The 23,796-nt window shown below is 48.5% G+C and carries 23 protein-coding genes and 1 pseudogene; 9 read left to right on the top strand and 15 right to left on the bottom strand.

What is annotated here, in order from left to right:
- The 3 genes from speD to A9180_RS00645 all read right to left on the bottom strand — a co-directional run bounded on the left by speD (position 1) and on the right by A9180_RS00645 (position 2,129).
- The gene (speD, locus tag A9180_RS00655; protein ID WP_064525121.1) at positions 1–795 is read right to left on the bottom strand and encodes an adenosylmethionine decarboxylase; all 795 of its coding nucleotides are present in this window, start codon (positions 793–795) and stop codon (positions 1–3) included.
- Between the two features lie 15 nt (positions 796–810).
- Positions 811–1,677, bottom strand: coding sequence for a polyamine aminopropyltransferase (gene speE, locus A9180_RS00650; protein ID WP_064525119.1), 867 nt, complete (start codon positions 1,675–1,677; stop codon positions 811–813).
- Positions 1,678–1,781: 104 nt separating this feature from the next.
- A complete protein-coding gene (locus tag A9180_RS00645; RefSeq protein WP_064525116.1) occupies positions 1,782–2,129 on the bottom strand; it encodes a YacC family pilotin-like protein in 348 nt (115 codons plus the stop codon).
- Positions 2,130–2,293: 164 nt separating this feature from the next.
- On the opposite strand from A9180_RS00645, the gene cueO reads away from it, so the two are divergent.
- The 3 genes and pseudogenes from cueO to A9180_RS00630 all read left to right on the top strand — a co-directional run.
- Complete coding sequence (gene cueO, locus A9180_RS00640) at positions 2,294–3,847, top strand: multicopper oxidase CueO (RefSeq protein ID WP_064525113.1); 1,554 nt, start codon at positions 2,294–2,296, stop codon at positions 3,845–3,847.
- A gap of 177 nt (positions 3,848–4,024) precedes the next feature.
- Positions 4,025–4,543 carry a hypothetical protein gene (locus tag A9180_RS00635; protein ID WP_064525110.1) on the top strand — a complete coding sequence of 173 codons (519 nt, stop codon included), beginning with the start codon at positions 4,025–4,027 and terminating at the stop codon, positions 4,541–4,543.
- A 253-nt stretch (positions 4,544–4,796) separates the two neighbouring features.
- Positions 4,797–5,345 (top strand): annotated as a pseudogene (locus A9180_RS00630) (RNA-guided endonuclease InsQ/TnpB family protein); the annotation flags it as partial.
- Between the two features lie 49 nt (positions 5,346–5,394).
- On the opposite strand, the gene gcd reads toward A9180_RS00630, so the two are convergent.
- Positions 5,395–7,785 (bottom strand): quinoprotein glucose dehydrogenase, encoded by a 2,391-nt coding sequence (gene gcd / locus A9180_RS00625; protein ID WP_064525107.1) that lies wholly within the window; start codon positions 7,783–7,785, stop codon positions 5,395–5,397.
- 205 nt (positions 7,786–7,990) lie between these two features.
- On the opposite strand from gcd, the gene hpt reads away from it, so the two are divergent.
- Positions 7,991–8,527: a hypoxanthine phosphoribosyltransferase gene (gene hpt, locus A9180_RS00620; protein WP_000683336.1), complete on the top strand. Its 537-nt coding sequence runs from the start codon at positions 7,991–7,993 to the stop codon at positions 8,525–8,527.
- A gap of 40 nt (positions 8,528–8,567) precedes the next feature.
- Here hpt and can read toward each other — a convergent pair whose 3' ends face one another.
- Positions 8,568–9,230 (bottom strand): carbonate dehydratase, encoded by a 663-nt coding sequence (can, locus tag A9180_RS00615; protein WP_000651596.1) that lies wholly within the window; start codon positions 9,228–9,230, stop codon positions 8,568–8,570.
- A 108-nt stretch (positions 9,231–9,338) separates the two neighbouring features.
- Here can and A9180_RS00610 point away from each other — a divergent pair, with 108 nt between their 5' ends.
- From A9180_RS00610 to A9180_RS00595, 4 genes are all read left to right on the top strand, one after another.
- Positions 9,339–10,265: an ABC transporter ATP-binding protein gene (locus tag A9180_RS00610; protein WP_000150637.1), complete on the top strand. Its 927-nt coding sequence runs from the start codon at positions 9,339–9,341 to the stop codon at positions 10,263–10,265.
- Positions 10,262–11,032 (top strand): ABC transporter permease, encoded by a 771-nt coding sequence (locus A9180_RS00605; RefSeq protein ID WP_064525104.1) that lies wholly within the window; start codon positions 10,262–10,264, stop codon positions 11,030–11,032. The genes A9180_RS00610 and A9180_RS00605 overlap by 4 nt, the downstream gene beginning before the upstream one ends.
- 104 nt (positions 11,033–11,136) lie before the next feature.
- On the top strand, positions 11,137–11,577 hold the full coding sequence (locus tag A9180_RS00600; protein WP_064525101.1) for a PTS sugar transporter subunit IIA: 441 nt from the start codon (positions 11,137–11,139) through the stop codon (positions 11,575–11,577).
- A 56-nt stretch (positions 11,578–11,633) separates the two neighbouring features.
- The gene (locus A9180_RS00595; RefSeq protein WP_064525099.1) at positions 11,634–12,860 is read left to right on the top strand and encodes a polysaccharide deacetylase family protein; all 1,227 of its coding nucleotides are present in this window, start codon (positions 11,634–11,636) and stop codon (positions 12,858–12,860) included.
- Positions 12,861–12,863: 3 nt separating this feature from the next.
- On the opposite strand, the gene panD is transcribed toward A9180_RS00595, so the two are convergent.
- Complete coding sequence (gene panD, locus A9180_RS00590) at positions 12,864–13,244, bottom strand: aspartate 1-decarboxylase (RefSeq protein ID WP_000621508.1); 381 nt, start codon at positions 13,242–13,244, stop codon at positions 12,864–12,866.
- 273 nt (positions 13,245–13,517) lie between these two features.
- On the opposite strand from panD, the gene A9180_RS00585 reads away from it, so the two are divergent.
- On the top strand, positions 13,518–14,450 hold the full coding sequence (locus A9180_RS00585; RefSeq protein WP_064525096.1) for an Rpn family recombination-promoting nuclease/putative transposase: 933 nt from the start codon (positions 13,518–13,520) through the stop codon (positions 14,448–14,450).
- Positions 14,451–14,544: 94 nt separating this feature from the next.
- Here the strand turns inward: A9180_RS00585 and panC are convergent, their stop codons facing one another.
- The 9 genes from panC to A9180_RS00540 all read right to left on the bottom strand — a co-directional run bounded on the left by panC (position 14,545) and on the right by A9180_RS00540 (position 23,484).
- Positions 14,545–15,396 (bottom strand): pantoate--beta-alanine ligase, encoded by an 852-nt coding sequence (gene panC / locus A9180_RS00580; protein ID WP_064525093.1) that lies wholly within the window; start codon positions 15,394–15,396, stop codon positions 14,545–14,547.
- A gap of 11 nt (positions 15,397–15,407) precedes the next feature.
- Complete coding sequence (gene panB, locus A9180_RS00575) at positions 15,408–16,202, bottom strand: 3-methyl-2-oxobutanoate hydroxymethyltransferase (protein ID WP_064525090.1); 795 nt, start codon at positions 16,200–16,202, stop codon at positions 15,408–15,410.
- Between the two features lie 167 nt (positions 16,203–16,369).
- Entirely contained in the window at positions 16,370–17,581 is a 1,212-nt protein-coding gene (locus A9180_RS00570; protein ID WP_149025964.1) for a hypothetical protein, read from the bottom strand.
- A 41-nt stretch (positions 17,582–17,622) separates the two neighbouring features.
- Positions 17,623–18,201 (bottom strand): fimbrial-like protein, encoded by a 579-nt coding sequence (locus A9180_RS00565; protein WP_064525084.1) that lies wholly within the window; start codon positions 18,199–18,201, stop codon positions 17,623–17,625.
- A gap of 32 nt (positions 18,202–18,233) precedes the next feature.
- Complete coding sequence (locus tag A9180_RS00560) at positions 18,234–18,845, bottom strand: hypothetical protein (protein WP_064525081.1); 612 nt, start codon at positions 18,843–18,845, stop codon at positions 18,234–18,236.
- A 12-nt stretch (positions 18,846–18,857) separates the two neighbouring features.
- Positions 18,858–19,430 carry a fimbrial protein gene (locus tag A9180_RS00555; protein WP_064525078.1) on the bottom strand — a complete coding sequence of 191 codons (573 nt, stop codon included), beginning with the start codon at positions 19,428–19,430 and terminating at the stop codon, positions 18,858–18,860.
- 22 nt (positions 19,431–19,452) lie between these two features.
- Positions 19,453–22,038, bottom strand: coding sequence for an outer membrane usher protein (locus tag A9180_RS00550; RefSeq protein WP_074399392.1), 2,586 nt, complete (start codon positions 22,036–22,038; stop codon positions 19,453–19,455).
- 42 nt (positions 22,039–22,080) lie between these two features.
- Complete coding sequence (locus A9180_RS00545) at positions 22,081–22,809, bottom strand: fimbrial chaperone (RefSeq protein WP_064525075.1); 729 nt, start codon at positions 22,807–22,809, stop codon at positions 22,081–22,083.
- A gap of 96 nt (positions 22,810–22,905) precedes the next feature.
- Positions 22,906–23,484 carry a fimbrial protein gene (locus tag A9180_RS00540; RefSeq protein WP_064525072.1) on the bottom strand — a complete coding sequence of 193 codons (579 nt, stop codon included), beginning with the start codon at positions 23,482–23,484 and terminating at the stop codon, positions 22,906–22,908.
- Between the last annotated feature and the right edge of the window lie 312 nt (positions 23,485–23,796).

Here is a 23,796-nt window from a genome sequence, read left to right as displayed (position 1 = left end):
TTAAACAGCTGGCATATTGCGCCCGTAATAAATCTCGCGCATTTCCTTCCACAGCGCAGCGGTAATTTCTTTGCGCTCGCAGTCGGTTAGATCTTCCGGTTTGGTGTGGAACATGTAGTGCTTAAGGTCGAACTCTTTAAGCAACATTTTGGTATGGAAGATATTTTCCTGATAGACGTTCACATCCACCATGTCATACAGCGCCTTTATATCTTCGGACATAAAGTTCTGAATCGAATTAATCTCATGGTCGATAAAGTGTTTCATACCGTTAATGTCGCGGGTAAAACCGCGCACGCGATAATCAATGGTCACGATATCGGACTCAAGTTGGTGGATCAGGTAATTCAGCGCCTTCAGCGGGGAAATCACGCCGCAGGTAGAGACTTCAATATCGGCGCGGAAGGTACATAAACCGCCTTCAGGATGGCTTTCCGGGTAGGTATGTACGCAAATATGACTTTTATCGAGATGGGCAACCACGGCTTCAGGCAGCGGGCCGGGGTGTTCTGTTTTGTCGATAAGTTTCGGGTCGACCGGTTCTTCGCTCATCAGAATAGTGACGCTGGCACCCTGTGGTTCGTAATCCTGGCGGGCGATGTTAAGAATATTGGCCCCGATAATGGAACAGGTTTCTGACAGGATTTCGGTCAGACGGTTGGCATTATAGAGTTCATCGATATAAGCAATATAACCATCGCGCTCTTCGGCAGTTTTGGCATAGCAGATATCGTAAATACAAAAACTCAGACTTTTGGTCAGATTATTAAAGCCATGCAGTTTCAGTTTTTTCAATTTCTTATCTTCTCCTTAGGACGGCTGTGAAGCCAGTGCGTCTTGCAGATACTGAGGTAAGGCAAAAGCTGCCGTATGGACTGCCGGGTTGTAATAACGGCATTTCAGGCCAGAGGCGAGAAAACGCGCCTGAATAATTTCGGTAGAGAGATGACGTAAGGCGTCGTTATCTGTCGCCCATGCAAAGGTCATGATGCCGCCGTAATAGGTTGGGATCGCCGCCTGATAAAAGCCAACATCACTGAAGTAATGGCTGAGTTTGCGATGGCTGTCGATGGCCTCTTCCTGCTGTAAAAAGCAGACGCCGTTCTGCGCAACGAAAATGCCGCCAGGATTCAGGCAGCGCTTGCAACCTTCATAAAATGCAGACGTGAACAGACTTTCGCCGGGACCGATGGGATCGGTGCAGTCGGAGATGATCACATCAAAGGTCTGGCTGGTTTGATTCACGAAATTGACGCCATCGTCGATCACCAGTTTAAAACGGGGATCGTCGTAGCTACCTGCGTTATGGTTGGGCAAATACTGACGACAGAATGACACCACGCCCGCGTCGATTTCCACCATCGTGATTGACTCAACGTTTTTATGTCGGGTCACTTCACGCAGCATGGCACCGTCGCCGCCGCCGATGATCAGCACATGTTTCGCGTGACCGTGGGCCAGCAGCGGAACGTGGGTCATCATCTCATGATAGATAAACTCGTCACGCTCGGTAGTTTGTACTACGCCATCCAGCGCCATTACGCGACCAAATGCAGCGTTCTCAAAAATGATCAGATCCTGGTGATCGGTCTTTTCATGATACAGAACGTTATCTACAGCAAAGTACTGCCCAAACTGGTCGTGTAGCGTTTCATGCCACAGTTTATTTTCGGCCATGGGTTGATACCTCCTTTGTTAACACTCGTAAAAAAAGAGCGCAACATAATAGCTAACATTGACCGTAGTTGCACGGTCAATATTTCTACAAAAAGGAGCAGTGATTATTTAACGTAGGCAAGCAGGCTTAAGGAATCGCGGGCCAGGGCTTTGCACTTGTTAGCGACGGGAATGCCGATACCGCTTAGATCGCGGTAGCTGTCTTCACCGAGGGATTTCATGTCGAAGGTGTCGTAGTTACTGAGATCCCACTGGTTTTGCTGGGCGAAAAAGACCAGTGCGCGACGAATTTGCCCGTTAGGTAAGTTCTGGTAACCACAATCGTTCTTCAGAAAAACAAAAACTGCCGTTAAATCGGCCATATCTTCGGCTTCAGACTCGCTGAGCGCGTAACTGTTTGCGCAAACGGCCATCAGGCTGCCGAATAACACTGTTCTGAAAAACGTCTTCATTGCTTCTACCAGGGCTTAAAGAAGATAAACGTTAGCACACTGTGAGCGAGGCGACGACCATTATTGTCGATTAAATTGTGTCTGCGGCTTGACCTTCCCGTAAGGGTAAGGACTATGCTCAACGTTTGATTTTGTTTCGCCTGCTTGAGAATAAGGAAATAACTATGCAACGCCGTGATTTCTTAAAATATTCCGTCGCGCTGGGCGTGGCTTCGGCTTTGCCATTGTGGAGTCGGTCTGTTTTTGCCGCTGAACGTCCTACACTGCCGATCCCCGATCTCCTCACTTCTGATGTTCGTGGTCGCATAAGATTATCGATCATGCCAGGTCAGTCCACCTTTGCCGGAAAAACGGCGACTACCTGGGGCTATAACGGTAATCTGTTAGGGCCGGCGGTGAAATTACAGCGCGGTAAAGCCGTGACGGTTGATATCTATAACCAACTGGCGGAAGAGACGACGTTGCATTGGCACGGGCTTGAAGTGCCGGGAGAAGTGGACGGCGGCCCGCAGGGGATTATTCCGCCTGGCGGTCAACGTACGGTGACGCTGAACGTCGATCAACCTGCCGCTACCTGCTGGTTCCATCCACATCAGCACGGCAAAACCGGGCGTCAGGTGGCGATGGGGTTGGCTGGTCTGGTGGTGATTGAAGATGACGATATCCTGAAATTAATGCTGCCAAAACAGTGGGGTATCGATGATGTTCCGGTGATCGTTCAGGATAAAAAGTTTAGCGCCGACGGACAAATTGATTATCAACTGGATGTGATGACCGCTGCGGTTGGCTGGTTTGGCGATACGCTACTGACCAATGGCGCTATCTACCCGCAACACGCTGCACCACGTGGCTGGCTGCGCCTGCGTTTGCTCAATGGCTGTAACGCCCGCTCGCTCAATTTCGCCACCAGCGACAATCGCCCGTTGTATGTGATTGCCAGCGATGGTGGTCTGCTGCCTGAACCGGTGAAGGTGAGTGAGCTTCCGGTGCTGATGGGTGAGCGTTTTGAAGTGCTGGTGGAGGTTAACGACAACAAACCGTTTGATTTGGTCACGCTGCCTGTCAGCCAGATGGGAATGGCAATTGCGCCGTTTGATAAGCCGCATCCGGTAATGCGTATTCAGCCGATTGCCATCAGTGCCTCCGGTGCTTTGCCAGACACATTAAGTAGCCTGCCTGCGTTACCTTCGCTGGACGGATTAACGACACGCAAACTGCAACTCTCTATGGACCCGATGCTCGACATGATGGGGATGCAGATGTTAATGGAGAAATATGGCGATCAGGCTATGGCCGGGATGGATCACGGCCAGATGATGGGCCATATGGGCCACGGCAATATGAATCATATGAACCACGGCGGGAAGTTCGATTTCCATCATGCTAATAAAATCAACGGTCAGGCCTTTGATATGAATAAGCCGATGTTTGCGGCGACGAAAGGGCAGTACGAACGTTGGGTTATCTCTGGCGTTGGCGACATGATGCTGCATCCGTTCCATATTCACGGCACCCAGTTCCGTATCCTGTCGGAAAATGGCAAACCGCCAGCGGCGCATCGCGCAGGCTGGAAAGATACTGTTAAGGTAGAAGGTAATGTCAGCGAAGTGCTGGTGAAGTTTAATCACGACGCACCGAAAGAACATGCTTATATGGCGCACTGCCATTTGCTGGAGCATGAAGATACGGGGATGATGTTAGGGTTTACCTCCGCGTAATTCATACTGCACGTATTTTTAATACGGGCGAAATTCTTAAAAATAGTCTCTGGTCAGTGGTTATAAGTCAGAAAGGTATAAATTGGGCGAACACAATGGAGTGCAGGAGCACCTGATTACGTGTTTTGTGTCGTAATACCTTGCAGGCACAACCCCAATAATTAAAAAAGGAAATTTATGATTACATTTCGAAATCTGATTCTGACGTTTCTGCTTTCGTTTATGGTTGCGAGTGCTAACGCCGATATAAAGCTGGAAAGCCAGTCTATCCCGAACCTTAAATTGAGTATCGCGCTCCCCAAAAATCTTCATGTTATGTCAGAGGATATGACAGCGACACTACAACTGTCTCAGGAACCACAGGCAAATTATTATGATGAAGTAAAACGGGTACATCTTAATATTACGCAATGGCACCAGTCTTTGCCTGCCGGACACCTGGATAGATTCAAGGAAATAACGCTTAACTCCCTGAAAAATTATGCCCCCCAGGCCGAAAAAGTGGTGGTGGATGGGCATAAAGTATGGTTGCTTTCATATAGTTTGATACCAGGGAAAGTCAATAATTTAAGGTTGATTACATCACGGGACGGTAAGCTGCTCACCGGGGAGGTTTCTATGCCTGAAAATGCCGTTACGCAGTATCAGACAGTAATGAAAAATGCACTCCTGTCGCTGAAATTTTCGAATGAGTAAATGAAAAGCACAAAACTGCCTGATGCGCTACACTTATCAGTCTTGGGCGAGCTCTGCAATCTATTGAATTTGCACGTTTTTGTGGGCTGGATAAGGTGTTCATGTCACATCCGGCATGAACAAAGCGCGCTTTGACAGCAATGTGAGTCGGTCTTACCGATGTTGCGCGTAAAGCCTCGCCCAATCGGGTGGGGATATAAGCGCGGTAACTACGTAATGGCTTACATTTTTTAGCGTATTTTGTAAACCCATGAAACAAAGCAATCCCCGCCATACCGCTAAATACGCGGCACGCCTGGCGCTGCTACAGCGCCAGTTAAGCAAAAAGGCCAAAGGCTCGAAAAACCGCGCCAAAGCCCGCTTAAAGGTGGCCCGACACCACTCGAAAATTGCCGATTGCCGACAGGATGCCTTGCACAAGGCAACCCGCAAACTGATTAACGAAAACCAAGTTGTTTGCGTCGAATCTCTTAAGGTGAAAAACATGATCCGCAACCAGTCGCTATCCAAAGCGATAGCAGACGCGAGCTGGCGCTAACTGGTGCGCCAGCTCCAGTACAAAGGCGAATGGGCCGGGCGGACAGTAGTCGCAATCGACCAGTGTTTCCCGCCCTCAAAACGCTGTAGCTGTTGTGGCTTCACCATGCAAAAAATGCCTCTTGATGTGCGGAAATGGCACTGCCCTGAATGCGGCGCAGATCATGACCGTGATATCAATGCGGCCCGTAATATAAAAGCGGCGGGACTCGCCGTGTTAGCTTGTGGAGAGCCTGTAAATCCTAAGCCGCTTAACGCGGCTTAGGTTCGGCTCCGCGAAACAAGAATCCTCGCGCTTTAGGGCGGGGAGTACGTCAATTCACATCATCCGGCAGCGCATAAGCCACAATATAGTCGCCCATCTTCGTGCCAAATGAACCGTGACCGCCTGCGGAGATCACCACATACTGCTTACCATTCACTTCATAGGTCATTGGCGTTGCCTGACCGCCCGCTGGTAAACGGCCCTGCCACAGTTTTTCACCGTTGCTCATGTTGTAAGCGCGCAGGTAGTTATCTGCCGTAGCGGCAATAAACAACACGTTACCTGCCGTGGAGATTGGCCCGCCAAGCATTGGCATACCCATATTGAACGGCACCGGAACGGGCATCGGGAACGGCATGCTGTCCTGCGGCGTACCAATGCGTTTCTTCCACACCACTTCGTTGGTTTTCAGATCCAGCGCCGAGATGTAGCCCCATGCTGGCTGTTTACACGGCAGACCAAACGGCGAAAGGAACGGGTTAAGCGTGACGCCATACGGCACGCCGTACTGTGGCTGAATACCGGATTCCGTACCCGTGCCTTTAGCATCTTTTGGCTGTTCCATCGGGTTGCCAGGACCGCGTGGGATCAGTTTTGAAACAAACGGCAGCGCCATTGGGTTGGCAATTGCCACTTCACGATTCGGATCAACGGAAATCCCGCCCCATTCGAACATCCCCAGATTACCCGGGAATACCAGCGTACCCTGTTCAGATGGCGGGGTAAAAATACCTTCATAGCGCATTTGGTGGAACATCACGCGGCACACCAGCTGGTCAAACATGGTGGCGCCCCACATATCCGCACCGCTTAAATCTTTCGTCGGACGGAAACTCAGTTCAGAGAACGGTTGGGTAGGGGTGACGTAATCGCCTTTCGCTGCGCCTTGTGGAACTGGTTTTTCCGGGGCCGGAACCACCAGTTCGCCATTACGACGATCGAGCACAAAAATGTTGCCAGTTTTCGCCGGAGCGTAAATGACCGGCACCTTCTGACCGTTAACGGTGATATCTGCAAGCGTCGGTTGTGCCGGAAGATCCATATCCCACAGGTCGTGGTGAACGGTCTGGTAACTCCACGCCAGTTTCCCGGTGGTGGCATTCAGCGCCAGAATCGAGCTGGCAAAACGTTCTTGTTCCGCTGTGCGGTTACCGCCCCAGATATCTGGCGTGGTCACGCCCATTGGCAGATAAACCAGATCCAGCTTCGCGTCATAGGCCGCTGGAGCCCAGGAGTTTGGCGAGTTAAAGGTAAAGGTGTGCTCGTCAGACGGGATCGCGTTCGGATCTTTCGCGCCCGGATCAAAGGCCCACAGCAGCTCTCCGGTGTTGACATCAAAACCACGAATCACGCCAGACGTTTCGCGGGTTGAGAAGTTATCGGTGACTGAACCAGCCATCACGATGGTTTTATCGGTGATAATCGGCGGCGAAGTCGGCTCATACAGGCCCGGTTTGGTGTCCGGCATATTGCTTTGCAGATTGAGCACGCCTTTATTGGCGAAGGTTTCGCACAGCTTGCCGTTTTCAGCGTTAATCGCAATCAGGCGACCATCATTGACCGGAAGAATGATACGACGCGGGCAATCCGCCATCACTTCCGGCGAGGCAGTTTCAGCTTTGGCTTCATGATAAGAGACGCCGCGACAGGTTACGTGCTGGAATGACTCGTTGGTTTTCAGCTCAGGATCGTAATGCCATTTTTCTTTTCCGCTGGCAGCATCGAGTGCAAACAGACGCTGGTGAGCGGTACACAGGTAAAGCGTGTCGCCCACTTTAATTGGCGTCACTTCATTGGTGATTTCGCCCGGATCATTCGGCTGTTTGACATCGCCCGTGCGGAACACCCATGCTTCTTTCAGGTTGTGGACGTTATCGGCGTTAATTTGCTTCAGCGGCGAAAAGCGTTGGCCTTCCTGATTGCGGCCATAGGCAGGCCAGTCCTGATCGGCAACGGGGGAGATGGCTTCTGCTGGCGTGGCATCGGCGCTTAAGGTGCCGTTGATTTCTTGCGGATCGTTAAATCCTGCCCAAGTGAGGATACCGCCGCTAATCAACAGTGCGACTAGCAGTGCGGCAACTGCGCCGCTGGCAGGAATGACCAGGCGACGCCAGACAAACGGCAGGATCAGCCAGATGCCGAAGAAGACCAGAATATCGCTGCGCGGAGTCAACGCCCAGAAATCAAAACCGACCTCCCAGACACCCCAAATCATGGTGCCGAGCAGCAGAGCCGCATACAGCCAAAGCGCGGCGCGTTTACTGCGCCACAGCATCCAGGCGATGCCAAGCATCACAAGGCCAGCGATAGGGTAGTACCAGGAGCCGCCAATCGCGACCAGCCAGCCTCCGCCAATGAGAAGATACAGCCCGCAAAGCGCTGCAAAAAGGGCTGTTAGCGTCACGAGTAATTGTCGCGAGCCGGTATTGTTAATTGCCATAAAGAGACACCATTTCAATTCATTAATATTTTAGTAGCAATTAATTATAGGTTTTAACATGTGTGATCGTCATCACAATTTGAGCTTTATTAACAGATTCCGCCAATGAATCGTTTTGCTGGTATACTGCGTGTCTTGCGCTTTGTTGCGGTGCTGAATCCCGCCCGTGCGAAGTGATTTGTTTTTAAATCATATGGTTAGAGATATGAAACATACTGTAGAAGTAATGATCCCCGAAGCGGAGATTAAAGCGCGTATCGCCGAACTGGGTCGTCAGATTACTGAGCGTTACAAAGACAGCGGCAGCGATATGGTGCTGGTAGGTCTGCTGCGAGGCTCATTTATGTTTATGGCGGACCTGTGCCGTGAAGTTCAGGTATCTCATGAAGTCGACTTTATGACCGCCTCCAGCTACGGTAGCGGCATGTCCACCACCCGTGATGTGAAAATCCTCAAAGATCTGGATGAAGATATCCGTGGCAAGGACGTGCTGATTGTTGAAGATATCATCGACTCGGGTAATACACTGTCGAAAGTGCGTGAAATCTTAAGCCTGCGCGAACCGAAGTCGCTGGCGATTTGTACGCTGCTGGATAAACCGTCCCGTCGTGAAGTGAACGTCCCGGTAGAATTTATCGGTTTCTCGATCCCGGATGAATTTGTGGTGGGTTACGGTATTGATTACGCACAGCGTTACCGTCATCTGCCGTATATCGGCAAAGTGGTGCTGCTGGACGAGTAAGTGCGGATTTGCCGGATGTGTTGCATCCGGCATGGCGAATTTATTTGTGATTGATGTGCTTCAGCTTGAGGTTGGAAATCCCGTGACGGTAACGTTGCTCAAGGGTTTCGCGGTTGGTGGCTGTGACATCCAGGTCACGCAGTAAGCCGTCGTGAATGCCGTAGGCCCAGCCGTGAATGGTGACTTTCTGCCCGCGTTTCCACGCTGATTGCATAATGGTGGAGTGACCCAGGTTATATACCTGTTCCATAACGTTCAGTTCGCACAGGGTATCCAGACGACGTTCCGGCGGCATTTCGCCGAGCAATGAGCTATGTTTGAACCAGATATCGCGGATGTGCAGCAGCCAGTTGTTGATTAGCCCCAGTTCCGGGTTTTCAACCGCCGCTTGCACGCCGCCGCAACCATAGTGGCCACAGATAATAATGTGTTCAACTTCGAGAACATCCACTGCATACTGAACCACGGAGAGGCAGTTCAGATCGGTGTGAATGACCAGGTTAGCAACATTACGGTGAACAAAAAGTTCGCCGGGCTCAAGACCTGTTAAACGTTCAGCAGGAACGCGACTGTCGGAACATCCAATCCATAGAAAGCGCGGTTTTTGCGCTTGTGCCAGTTTCTCAAAAAACCCGGGATCCTCTTCCACCAGCATTTTTGACCATAGTGCATTATTGCTGATGAGTGTATCTATGTCTTTCATGGAGGTTAACGACCTGTAACCAAATAATTACGTTTGGCTAATATAGGGCAACTCCGGGACGATTTAAACCACAGATAAAGTGTAAGAACGTAAGGTAAGTAAAAATTTATGACCATTGCACTGGAACTTCAACAGCTTAAAAAAACCTATCCAGGCGGCGTTCAGGCGCTTCGTGGAATAGATTTGCAGGTCGAAGCGGGTGATTTTTATGCGCTTCTCGGGCCGAACGGGGCCGGGAAATCGACCACTATCGGTATTATCAGCTCTCTGGTAAATAAAACCTCCGGGCGGGTCAGCGTATTTGGTTACGATCTTGAGAAAGATGTCGTTAACGCTAAACGTCAGTTGGGACTGGTGCCGCAGGAATTTAACTTCAACCCGTTTGAAACCGTACAGCAAATTGTGGTGAATCAGGCGGGGTACTACGGTGTAGAGCGCAAAGAAGCGTACATCCGCAGCGAAAAGTATCTTAAACAGCTCGATCTATGGGGAAAGCGTAACGAACGTGCGCGTATGTTATCGGGCGGGATGAAGCGCCGTTTAATGATTGCCCGCGCGCTGATGCACGAACCTAAACTGCTTATTCTGGATGAACCAACAGCAGGCGTGGATATCGAACTTCGCCGCTCAATGTGGGGCTTTTTGAAGGATTTAAACGACAAAGGCACCACCATCATTCTCACCACGCATTACCTGGAAGAAGCAGAAATGCTGTGTCGCAATATCGGCATTATTCAACACGGTGAGCTGGTGGAAAATACCTCGATGAAGGCACTGTTGGCAAAGCTGAAGTCAGAAACCTTTATTCTCGACCTTGCGCCGAAAAGCCCGTTGCCGAAGCTCGATGGTTACCAGTATCGGCTAGTGGATACCGCTACGCTTGAAGTTGAAGTGCTGCGTGAGCAGGGGATCAACAGCGTATTCACACAGTTAAGTGAGCAGGGCATTCAGGTGTTAAGTATGCGCAACAAAGCTAACCGTCTGGAAGAGCTGTTTGTGTCACTGGTTAATGAAAAACAAGGAGATCGCGCATGATGCATCTTTACTGGGTGGCGTTAAAAAGCATCTGGGCGAAAGAGATCCATCGCTTTATGCGTATCTGGATACAGACGCTGGTGCCTCCGGTCATCACCATGACCCTTTATTTTATTATCTTCGGTAACCTGATTGGTTCGCGCATTGGCGATATGCATGGCTTCAGCTATATGCAATTCATTGTTCCGGGGCTGATCATGATGTCGGTGATCACCAATGCCTACGCCAACGTCGCTTCATCATTTTTTGGCGCTAAGTTCCAGCGTAATATTGAAGAACTGCTGGTAGCACCCGTACCGACTCACGTGATTATTGCTGGATATGTTGGTGGTGGCGTGGCGCGCGGACTGCTTGTTGGCATGCTGGTGACAGCAATTTCGCTATTCTTTGTGCCGTTTCAGGTGCATTCGTGGGTATTTGTCGCTTTAACGCTGGTGCTCACGGCGGTGTTGTTCTCTCTTGCCGGATTGCTTAATGGTGTGTTTGCCAAAACGTTTGATGACATCAGCCTGGTGCCAACCTTTGTACTGACGCCGCTGACCTATCTTGGGGGGGTATTTTACTCACTGACCTTGCTGCCACCGTTCTGGCAGGGGCTGTCGCACCTCAACCCAATAGTCTATATGATCAGTGGTTTCCGCTACGGCTTCCTTGGCATTAATGATGTGCCGCTGGTCACTACTTTTGGCGTACTGGTTATTTTTATTATTGCGTTTTATCTGATCTGTTGGTCGCTGATCCAGCGCGGACGCGGTCTGCGCAGCTAAGGCTATTTCCTCTCCTCTGGATTTGGGGGAGAGGAGTTTTGATGACTATCACCCTTTATCAACAATGGTCAGGGTAGACTAATTTTCGGCTAAGGAGGAAGGCGATGTTAGGTTGGGTAATTACCTGTCACGACGAGCGCGCGCTCGAGATGCTTGATGCGCTGGAGAAAAAATACGGTTCGCTTCTTCAGTGCCGGGCGGTGAATTTCTGGCGAGGATTAAGTTCCAATATGCTAAGTCGCATGATGTGCGATGCTCTGCATGAGACAGATTCTGGTGATGGAGTTATCTTTTTAACCGATATTGCAGGGGCAGCGCCTTATCGCGTTGCGTCGTTATTAAGCCACAAACATTCCCGTTGCGAAGTGATTTCTGGCGTCACGTTACCGTTAATTGAACAGATGCTGGCATACCGTGAAACGTTATCCAGCGCGGAGTTTCGCGAGCGAATTGTCGAACTGGGTGGGCCTGATGTCAGTAGCCTCTGGCACCAGCAACAAAAAAATCCACCCTTTGTCCTCAAGCATAATTGGTTCGAGTATTAAATCGCATCCCGATTTTGCTACACTAACGGCGCTGTTTCTCGCCTGGTCGTTTTCTAATGATTAAAAAGATAATTTTTTTACTGCTGCTGATTTCATCTGGCGTCGGCGCAGCGCTTCCCGCGCGTTATATGCAAACCACTCAGGACGCGGCTATCTGGGGAAAAATTGGCGACAAAACGGTAACCGTAGGCAACATTCGTGCCGGGCAGATTATTTCGGTCATCCCAACCGCAGCCGATTATTATAAATTCAATTTTGGTTTTGCTACGGGATATATCGATAAAGGGCATCTGGAACCTGTACAAGGGCGGCAAAAAGTTGAAGATGGACTGGGGGATCTCAATAAGCCACTGAGTAACCAAAATCTTATTACATGGAAAGATACTCCGATATACAACGCGCCTGATGCAGGTAGTGCGCCATTTGGCGTGCTGGCCGATAATTTGCGTTACCCCATAATTAATAAATTAAAAGATCGCCTGAATCAAACCTGGTATCAAATTCGTATCGGTGACCGTCTGGCCTATATCAGCGCACTGGATGCGCAGCAGGATAACGGTATTCCTGTATTGACCTACCATCATATTCTACGTGATGAAGAGAACACCCGCTTTCGTCATACTTCGACCACGACGTCGGTGCGTGCTTTCAATAACCAGATGACCTGGTTGCGCGACAGGGGATATACCACGTTAACCATGTATCAACTGGAAGGGTATCTGCGTAATTCGATGAATCTTCCGGCTCGCGCGGTGGTGCTGACGTTTGATGATGGTTTGAAGTCGGTGAGTCGCTATGCGTACCCCATTCTGAAACAATATGGTATGAAGGCGACGGCATTTATTATTACCTCTCGCATCAAACGTCATCCACAGAAATGGAATCCGCAGTCATTACAGTTTATGAGTGTTTCTGAACTGCGTGATGTCAGCGATGTTTTTGATTTCCAGTCACATACCCACTTTTTACATCGGGTTGATGGTTATCGCCGACCCATATTACTCAGCCGCAGTGAGCATAATATTCTGTTTGATTTCGAACGCTCTCGTCGGGCGCTAAACCAATTTAATCCTCATGTCTTGTATCTTTCATATCCATTTGGCGGATTTAATGACAAAGCGGTAAAGGCGGCAAATGATGCCGGATTTCATCTGGCGGTGACGACCATGAAAGGTAAAGTAAAACCGGGGGATAATCCGTATTTATTAAAGCGGCTGTATATTTTAAGAACAGATTCGCTGGAGACGATGTCGCGGCTGGTGAGTAACCAGCCGCAGGGATAACAATCAGGCAACCTGTACCGGAATCGCTTTCGCGGTACGTTTCATTTCGTTGTCGCCTTCAAAATAGGCGACGTTGGGCCGCCAGGTGCGGGCTTCTGCATCTGGCATAGTGACGAAGCTGGCGATGATGACAATATCGCCGACGCTGGCGCAGTGGGCCGCCGCACCGTTGACAGAAATAATTCTCGAACCGCGTTCTGCCGCGATGGCATAGGTGGAGAAACGCTTGCCGTTGGTGACATTCCAGATATCAATGGCTTCGTTTTCGAGAATACCGGCTGCGTCAAGAAAATCCTGGTCAATGGCGCAAGAACCTTCATAGTGCAGGTCCGCATGAGTCACTTTCACGCGGTGGAGTTTGCCCTGCAGCATCGTGCGAATCATAACTTCTACCTTTCTACCCTGTCATTAGCGAAGCAGGCGGTGCCTGCTTTGAGAAAATTCTCACGCAGTATTGCCCGATTTTTGTTTAGTGTCTACTCATCTGACGGCATTTACATCAGCAGTTTGCGTGCCGTGCCGAAGCCCGCCATGCAACGCCTGTAACCAATTGAAATTTCTCTGAACGCTGCTCGGTAAACAACAAAGAGGCGGCTGACTACGGCGTACATTGACTTGATACTGCCTTCACACAGGGCCACACGGAAGACAGGGAAGATGGATGCACCAAGTACTACGCCGCATGACGCGGTATTTAAACAATTTTTAATGCATGCGGAGACGGCTCGCGACTTCCTGGAGATACATTTGCCAGTGGAATTACGTGAACTGTGTGACCTCGACACGCTTCATTTAGAGTCGGGGAGTTTCATCGAAGAGAGCTTGAAAGGACACAGCACGGACGTGCTCTATTCCGTGCAAATGCAGGGCAATCCCGGTTATCTGCATGTTGTGATTGAGCATCAAAGCAAGCCGGATAAGAAAATGGCCTTTCGCATGATGCGATATTCCATTGCCGCCATGCACCGACATCTGGAAGCAGATCACGACCAACTGCCGCTGGTGGTGCCGATTCTGTTTTATCAGGGCGAGGCCACACCTTATCCGCTCTCTATGTGCTGGTTTGATATGTTTTACTCACCGGAACTGGCGCGACGTGTCTATAACAGCCCTTTTCCGTTGGTGGATATTACCATCACGCCGGATGACGAAATTATGCAACATCGGCGGATTGCAATTCTCGAACTGCTGCAAAAGCATATTCGCCAACGGGACTTAATGTTATTGCTGGAGCAACTGGTCACGCTGATTGACGAAGGGTACACTAGCGGAAGTCAGTTAGTTGCCATGCAAAACTATATGCTGCAACGCGGTCATACTGAACAAGCGGATTTGTTTTACGGTGTGGTGAGAGACAGGGAATCGGGAGGGGAGTCTATGATGACGCTGGCGCAATGGTTTGAAGAGAAGGGGATTGAAAAGGGGATTCAGCAGGGAAGACAGGAAGTAAGAGAGGAAGTAAGACAGGAAGTAAGACAGGAAGTAAGACAGGAGTTCGCCCAGCGTCTTCTGAGTAAAGGGATGTCTCGGGAAGACGTTGCAGAGATAGCAGATTTACCTCTTACAGAGGTTGATAAGCTGATTAACTAAGTTATCTGCGATATGAATAATCGCTTACAGACGTCATCGCCATGACGTGGGCAAATTAATAACTGGCGCCATCAGCCGTAGCGCCAGTTAAGTATTACGCCAGTTCGACGATTTTGTTGTCGATCAGGCGAGCATCGCCAAGCCAGGCGGCTACCAGAATCACTGCCCGTTTGCTGTTTTCAGAGACTTCCAGCAATGTGTCGGCATCGCGAATCTGAATATCATCGGCGCGGAAGCCTTTTTCATTCAGTTCTTGACCCGCAATGGCAATAATTTCATCGAGATCCCGCTCTCCAGCCTGCAATTTGTCGGCAATCGAACTTAAAACCTTGTACAGACCAGGCGCAATTTTGCGTTGTTCTGCCGTCAGATAACCGTTACGGGAACTGAGCGCCAGACCGTCTTTCGCGCGCATAATCGGCACACCAACAATCTCAATATCAAAGCCCATATCGGCAACCATTTTGCGGATCAGCGCCAGTTGCTGAAAATCTTTTTCACCGAAGCAGGCGATGTCTGGCTGGACAAGGTTAAACAGCTTGCTGACGATGGTCGAAACGCCACGGAAATGTCCCGGACGGCTGGCACCTTCCAGCATGGTCGAAAGGCCAGGAACGTCAACATAGGTGTGGGTTTCTGTACCGTTCGGGTAGATCTCTTTTACCGATGGAGCGAAAACCAGATCCACTTTACGTTTGTTTAGCTTCTCGCAGTCTTCCTGCAAGGTACGTGGATAGCGTACCAGGTCTTCCGGGCGGTCAAACTGCATCGGGTTAACGAAAATACTGACGACGACCACATCGGCGCGGGCTTTGGCTTCCTCGACCAGCTTCATATGGCCATCATGCAGGTTACCCATGGTAGGCACCAGCGCCACGCGCTTGCCTTCCATACGCAGGCGGCGAATTTGCTGACGCAGCAGCGGCAGGGTTTCGATAATTAACACAACGTCACTCCTTAATGGAAACTGTGTTCTTCGCCCGGGTAAACACCGGACTCCACTTCAGCCATATACTGCCGCACAGCCGCGCGGATGTCGCCCGTTTCAGCGAGGAAATTTTTAGCGAATTTAGGGATATGGCCGCCGGTAATGCCGAACGCGTCGTGCATCACGAGGATTTGCCCGTCAGTAACATTCCCCGCGCCAATACCGATAACCGGGATCGCCAACGCCTCGGTAATACGTTTTGCCAGTTCAACCGGCACGCATTCCAGCACCAGCAGTTGTGCGCCTGCGGCTTCTAACGCTAATGCATCACTGAGCAGCTGATCGGCCGCTTCATCGCCGCGTCCCTGAACTTTATAACCGCCGAAAATATTCACCGACTGCGGCGTTAAGCCCAAATGTCCACACACCGGAACTGCGCGTTCAGTCAGCATTTGTACGGTTTCCACCAGCCATGCACCACCTTCGATTTTGACCATATTGGCACCGGCACGCATAACCGTTGCGGCGTTTTCAAAGGCCTGTTCCGGGGTGGCATATGCCATAAACGGTAGATCAGCCAGAATCAGGCTGTTTGGCGCGCCGCGACGCACAGCGGCAGTGTGGTAGGCGATATCTTCAACGGTGACGGGGAGTGTGGAGTCATGCCCCTGAACGGTCATGCCCAGCGAATCACCCACCAGCATCACGTTAAGCCCTTCATCGGCAAACAGTTTAGCGAAGCTGTAATCGTAAGCAGTAATGGTGGCGAAGCGTTTTTTTTCTTGTTTGTATTTCTGCAGCAGGGAAATGGTCGTCGGTTTCATAACGTGTCCTGATGGCTAATGTCAGATCTGTTGGCATTCTATCAGGCAGTGAAGGGGGGGCAATGGTTTTAGTGGTATTAAATCTTCACCGCCAGTCCTTTGGTCGGTGAAGATTTTTGAGAAGAATGAATAAACAGGAGCTAATGATAACCTTATCTACAGAAGTACTATTCGTAGGTAAATACCAGTGTCCCTTTAGAGAGGAGCTGCCCCCCTGTTACCGTTGCCCCTTGACCATCACGAACAACCTGCGCCAGGAAGTTCATCGTTTGTGAGGTACCGCTGGTAATGTCATCAAGATTAATAAAATCGGACGACCAAACGTCTGTTTCACTCTCTATATAAGTATTAGAGCTATTGGCATTCAATTTTATAATAGTATTGCTGGGGCTTTTGGCATAGACAGCAACAGCGGCACCTTGAGCAGCACCACTTGCCGAACCGTAACTATTTCCGAGCAAGGTAACGTCGTTGAGTGAAACATCGCTACTTTTTAATTTAACTTTTATGTTTTTAACACTCAGGCAGTTATTTAATTGAACCTGAAAAGGTACTTGCCGGGTCGTATTATTCTTCACTTCGGTAGTGGTATAAGTACCAAGCCAGACATTGTTGTTCAAATCCGTATATTCATTCTGTACAAGAACCGTACTGTAACAGGTGGGGCCAGATACATAAAAACTCGTCGTCGATAGCTGGAGTGCAAGATAGACCCCCAGTCCGGTACTGGACTCAAATACAATTGCAGGCCCATTGCTTGTTCGATCATAGCCAATCGGCTGGAGTAACCATGAAACTTCAAAATCGGACATGTATTCGCCATTGTTATCAGGGGTCGGGCTAAAAGTATTGTCAATATAATATCTGACGCTAATATCCAGCTGAAGGTTCCTGGTGTTTCTGTCCTGGAGACAGTTCTCGCCATTGGCATTGATCTTTAATATGCCATCAATCAAATAAAAATCAGCAGGGCTATACACCGCTTCCGGGACGGACAAATTAATGACTTTTACAGAGAAATATAACCCCTGACGTGAAGTTTTAAATAACTGAGCCCCGTCAAACACTTTCCCAGTTGCTGGGACGAGATTGTGAATCACGTTCGTCCTGTTAGACGGTTTTGCGAAGTAACAATATACACCGCCTCCTGAGTTGTACGTTCCCCCACTGCGTTCAAGACCCGTATATATTGGTGTAGTCGATGTGGTGGGCGCTATTACCGCTCCGGTACGGTTAAACGGCCTTAATAATCCCTGAAAAAAACCCGGGTCACCCTCATTGTTTTGCTTACCATAAGTTAATTCTGCTGCCGTAGCTGGAGCTGTAACAATCGTATTGGCCAGGAACAGAAGAATCATTGCCGCACGTACAATAATCATTATTGATGCTCTTATCATATTTCTCATTCCATTGAATAATTTTAGTTGTAACTGGCATCAACCAGAACACTGGTAGAAACCTTGCCGGGTGATACAGGTTGTAGGGCATCAATTTGTTGCATGCGAGTGTAAAATGTCCAGGTACTATTTATCAGCGCGGCGGCGGTGACTTCATAATTGGATCGCGACATTCCCGCAGGTGACCAGACGTTAAACATATTTCCCCGATCAACCGCCGAGAAAATCACGATGCCAACATTCTGTGCGCCGCCGATTTCCTCGTTAGGGAAAATCTGCTGCGAACCTTGTGCAAAAGCGCCATCTTTCGGCTGAAACCGCAGATGCAACTGTGGCAGTGCATTTTCGCCGGTAGTGGTACACCCTTTTACCTGGATGGTGAAGTTTTCTCCACCATCGATATTGTGTTCAGGAGTGATTCCACTGGCGAAATAATCCAGCTTTACCGTGCGTAAGTTGACGTTACCGCCATTGCTGATTTCCAGCTCACAGGTTGCGCTGTTAATTGTTGCTACCATTTCAATCGGCAACTCGGCGCGAAGGCTGGTGCTGGAGGTAAGAGCTACCAGTATCAGGGCCGCAGCCAGGCGGTATTTATTCATAACGTCCCTTTTGAACAGTCAGTCCAGATTATTTATTCGTATCGAATATCGAATACAGTTGGTGCACTAAACGTACCTGCAGTGAGATCGGCATCTGCTTTGCCAGTATCCCTGAGTAATGTGGCATAGAGATGAATTACCCGACCTTTCTTAGCTTCAACCCAATTCTGATTGAGGTCTGCATACCCTTCTGTTTTAGGGTTACAGCCTAGCATCAGTCCTGTTGACGGAGTGTGAGTAAGACCTACTTTGACCGCGACGGCGTTTGCCCCACCGCTTGCAACGGTATTCTTATTGGCAAAATAGGGGCCTGCCCCGTTGTTATCACAGCTGGCACCCGCTGCGGGTTGTACCGAAATGTACGCTGAATGTAGGGGGATCCCCGCGCAACCAGTCAGTGCTATCTGGAAAAGTTCGGACTTGTTGCCGTTTTTGACATCATTAGTGTATATCGGACCTGTGAAAACGACCTGAGTTATTGAGGAACCGCCCGTATTTTGCATGGCGGCATTACAGGTTCCGGTTTTAACATTAGTGGTAACCGTTAAGTCCAGTAAATTTGTTGTTGCTTGTGCTGAAGTTGACAGTAATCCACCACAAGTCAGCACGCTGAATAAACATAGCGGTAATGCTTTAATTTTCATGGTGTCATCCTGTTATTCATAGCTAAAGTTAAAAGTTGCTTTCGCGCTAAAAGCACCTACACGAAGATCACCTGTCGTGGCGGTTGTTGCTCTTAGTGCAACTGTCATCGGGATTCCCCCCGTCCTTTCAGTGGTATCCCACACCAACTTGCTGGTTGAGTCATTGGGTTTAATATAAGTGTCACCAGTTGTGCTTGTACGTTTGAATCCCATACCAATATTCTTGGTTTTCCCTGTACTGGTATCAGACGGTACAATTAAATTTGAGGCGGCATGAACCGTTTCGGTTGTCGTAATCGTGGTGCTGATGCCGGTTATACTCTGGCAGTTTTTTGGCATAAGGCGAAACTTCGCTTCTGCAGCGCCATCGGCAGTCTGAATTTTATTTAATTCAATATCGGGGATCACCAACGTATATCCTCCGGCCACACTGCCGGAAAGCGTTCCCCCGGTAGCGCTGGAAATTTCCATATCGCACGTGGGTTCGTTAATAGTGGCAACAAATTCCAGATCTAAATCTGCAGCCCAGGATGGCGTGGAAAACGCTATCGTGGCTAATGCTAAATACAGGTTTGTCCGTTTCATAGGATTTCCATATTGGTCAATATTAATGAACAACCGACACTGTACACAGTACGTTGTCCAGTACGAGCGTTCCCTTGTTGTCATCCTCAACGAGCGGTGCCCGGTAAGATGCTTTACATGATTGTGGCTGTTGCGTTTTGGCATCTGCCCAGCGGATGTTGAGTTCCCCTTGTTCTGCTATACCGCGAACAAAAACCTGGTTTCCCTGGCCGACGCTTCCGATGTTATTGCCGTTCTCGTCAATAACATCGGCGGCAAAAGGCAATGGATTACCATCGCTACGTCGCATATGTATAATGGCGGAACGGCCCTGATCAGTTTCAAAACTACTCAGAATCACTGCACCACTGCGAGGAACAGTTTTCATACTGGTGCTTTTCAGCTCAACGTCGTGTTCCAGATCTTTGATATCCAGAGAAACTTCGTTTTCGCGATATGCTGATGTCGAAGAGGTGACGCCGTAGCCCCAACGGTCGATCGTGTTTTGGCCTCCGTTGATACGGGCACCTTTCGCTCCGGGGGCTTTAACTAACACTAACGTATCGCTGTTGCTGAAGCTGTCATTAGAGAAAGTCAGCCCACCACTGTGCAACACAAAACCACCGTCTGTGCTCAGTGAAATTTGGCGTGCATTATCGCTGGTGGCTGAGGCCGATGTGGATATTGTTCCCCACGGTGATTCATAGCTGAGATAGCCGCCTATGTTGGTCAGATCTGAGCCTTCTTTATTGATGTTGTAACCGGTATTAATGTTGTAACTGTATTCTTCAGTGCTACCGTTACTACTGATGTTCATCGTGTGATTACCGTTGAAATCACTGCTGACGCGGCTATCAATATAGCGGAAACCTGATTCCTGACGTTTACCGCCAAAAAGGGTTTCAATTGGTAGAGTGACACTGAGATAGACGCTATCGTCTTTTTTATTGTTTTCATCCCAGGTTCGTTGCAGGCTGACGCTCCACGATCCCCAGCGAAAGCCTTTGCTATAGCCCATTCCATAGTTACTGCGGCTGCCATTTCCGCCCCAGTAGTCCATCCAGCTTCCGTTCATATAGAAAGAGCCGTAGTCTTTGTCATTAAAATTTAATGGCTGGTTAAGGCTGATAGTGAACTGGTTACGCAGACGAGAGTAACTTGACACCGTAGAGGAGTGATCAGCATCGGGGTTTTTTGCACCATCTTGCAGGATAAGCGCATCGTTTAGTCCCAGATATTCTTTAGTCGAATAACGGTATGCAGCCAGGTTTAACGACGTATTTGTTGGGGTAAATAGCTTATTCCATGATACGCGATAGCTCTGTCCGGTATAAGTATCATCATTTTCAATGGTGGTTTTTGACTGAGTGGCATCGAAGGAGAATGCGCCAATATTGGTGTTCACACCTACGCCTAACAATATTGCCAGGTAATCGCTATCGGTTATTTGTACACCAGTGTAACCGGTGAAATAGTTATTCAGACCATAATAGAAACTTCCCTGAATAACATTGTAATCATCACGGAGCGAATCAAGGTCAACCTGCCCGCCGCTAATATCCCAGCGACCTACGCCAGGGCGCAACATTTGCGCAACTGACGAGAAGGGTTGCGTGAAGGTTCGCTTTGAACCATCAGCTTCTTCAATGGTAACGATCAGATCGTTCCCATAACCCGCAGGAGACAGGTCATCAATCACAAATGCACCAGGCGGAACGGTGTTCTCATAAATTTTGTAATTGCCCTGGGTGATGGTGATCTTGGCGTTACTATTGGCAACACCACGAATTACAGGGGAAAAGCCGTTCAACGAAGGTGGTAACATCCGATCATCGCTATACAGGCGGATGCCTTTAATCGCTACAGAGTCGAATGTTTCACCTGTTGTGTAGGTTTCGCCAAGAACTAATTGCGAACGGATAAATGGTAAGTCACGCTGTAAATAGCGATTCTGAAAATCAAAACGACTCTCACCATCATTTGTCCAGCTATAGTTACCGTTGGTACGAAGACGCCAGCTACCGAGATTGATCCCTGCGTTCATGGCAGCATAAAAAGACTGGTTTTCATCGCCCTGGGATGAGTTTTCCCAGCCATTTAACCGATAGGAGAAAATCGCAGCGTTTACCCCATCTTCCCATAAAGATGGGTCGACATAACCCTGATAGTTACTCATTAACCAGACTTGCGGGACGGTGAGATCAAACTGTAAATCACCGGTATTAAATGACTCATAGGATTGCGGGATCGCAATATTGAGATCCAGACAATCATCTTCACGATTTTCACGTTTTTGTAGTACACCTTCGCCATCTTTCAGCTCTGGCTGTTTAATATGCAAGCGTGCCAGTGTCTTACGGGAAATACAGGCGACAGCCATTTTATGCCCTGTATCGATAAACTCGATCTCCATACTATTGGCAGGCTGACCGTTTAAAAATACGCGTGCGTTGTATTTTCCAGGTGATACAGGGTTACCTTCAGAATAGCGAGAGAGATCGATGCCTGCAGCAGAGGAACCCATCAGAAAATTGGCGTCGTATTCAATTGTTTCCACCGCACTAGCGTAACTACTGAATGCACTGGCACAACAAATAGCAAGATATTTCAATTTACAACGAGTCATCATTCTCTTGGGCTCATCTCATGGCATTCTGAAGTGGAACGAAAATTAAAGTGACGCGTGGCCAGTCACTGAACTGCCAAAATCATTAATGGCGGAATAAGTTATTTTTGCGCCGCTAACTGCAGAATTAAGTCCATCTACACTAAATACGGCATCACCTTTTGGTGGAACCATTGTGGTTTTTACTGCATATTCTTTACCATTTGCCTTCAATGTGGCAGAAGCGTAAGAAACGTGATATTGAGTTGGGTTGGTAACACTAATTTTATTGCCGTTCCAACGCCATTTAATTGCTGCCGGAGCATCAAATGATTCGCCCGTTAACCCTGTTGGACGATAGAACAATTTAATACGCGTGCGGAAAGCCAGTTGTAATAGATTTTTATCTGCAACTTCTGCATCGCTGGCTTTTGGGGGGATTTCCAGCACGTTAAACCAGAATACACTTTCGCGATCTTTAGGAAGCTGCTGGCTACCCGTGTAGGTGATAGTGATTGTTTGTCCGTGTTTAGGTTCAATACGTGAAACCGGGGGCGTCGCGTTAAAAGGCACCTTAATACTGGACGGGTCGGCATTATCATTACCAGTATCTAACCAGGTCTGGACTAATAAAGGTCGAGTGCCTTTATTTTCCAGGCGTGTATTCACGTTTTTATCTTTTTCAGCATAGATAATACGTGTTCCGTTAATAACAATGTCAGCCTGTGTTAATGGGCTAAATATGGAGAAAATTGCGGTTAATGCAGCGATATTAAATTTATGACCAATTAACATTGTTTATTCCCTGAAAATGTTTAGTCCCTAAAAGGGATGCCGTTAAGGCATCCCATGAACAACTCATCATGTAGCTAACAACGGATGAGAAGTGTATTACTGGTAGGTGATAATGTAAGAGGTATTCGCTTTAACATGACCTGCAGTTACTGCATCAGTTGTTCCATTGGTCACATAAGAGGCTTTATACGTCCAGGTTACAGATTTTTTATCTGCACTTGTTTTACCCGCAAAAACGCTGGAGCTGTCACCGATCTTAACCAATTCGGCGGTGCCGTTATCTGCAATATTATGCAGGGCGATATCTACGTTTTTAGCCGCTTGCGCGGTTTCAATATTACTCAATGTACCCTGGCTGGTATTATTGAACATAGAGTCAAAGGTCATGGTGGCACTGGCCACTTCAACTGATGTGCCGGAGCAATCCAGTTTCATATCGATCTGCTTGTTTTCGCCGTTAATAGCGGAACGCTCAACGGCTTGAACATCAGCTACAGTAACCGTTTTCAGCATAACGTTATAGTCATAGCCTTTCTGGTTGTTGATAACCATTGCACAAGTACCTGTGGTTACCAGTCCGCCGATATTAATCTGGCCACCTTCAGTACCTGCAGTTGCAGAACCAGCGAGCACAAAAGAGGTAGCCAGAGCGGCAGCTAAAAACTTCTTGTTCATTAATAATTCTCCATTAATTCTTCATTGCTATATAAAATAATGAGTTAAATAGTGAGCTAGTCACCTTAGATGTGACTGTTATTCGAGGCTAAATAACTGCGGCAGAGGATAGTGATCTCTGTGGATGTTGTAAAATTGATGCGGTGAATTAAAGTTTGTAAATATATACATCTAATGAATTAGGATTCATTGAGTGAATATTTGTATCGAAAAGTAATTATCTGTCGCAGATGTAATAATATGAAAAAAGTTGTGAGTTATGAAGTGTTTCTTGAAAACACCATTGAGATTGCTACTGTTTTCTTTTGGGGG

Source organism: Escherichia sp. B1147 (assembly GCF_001660175.1).
GTDB lineage: Bacteria > Pseudomonadota > Gammaproteobacteria > Enterobacterales > Enterobacteriaceae > Escherichia > Escherichia whittamii.
This window is presented reverse-complemented; position numbering and strand designations above follow the sequence as displayed.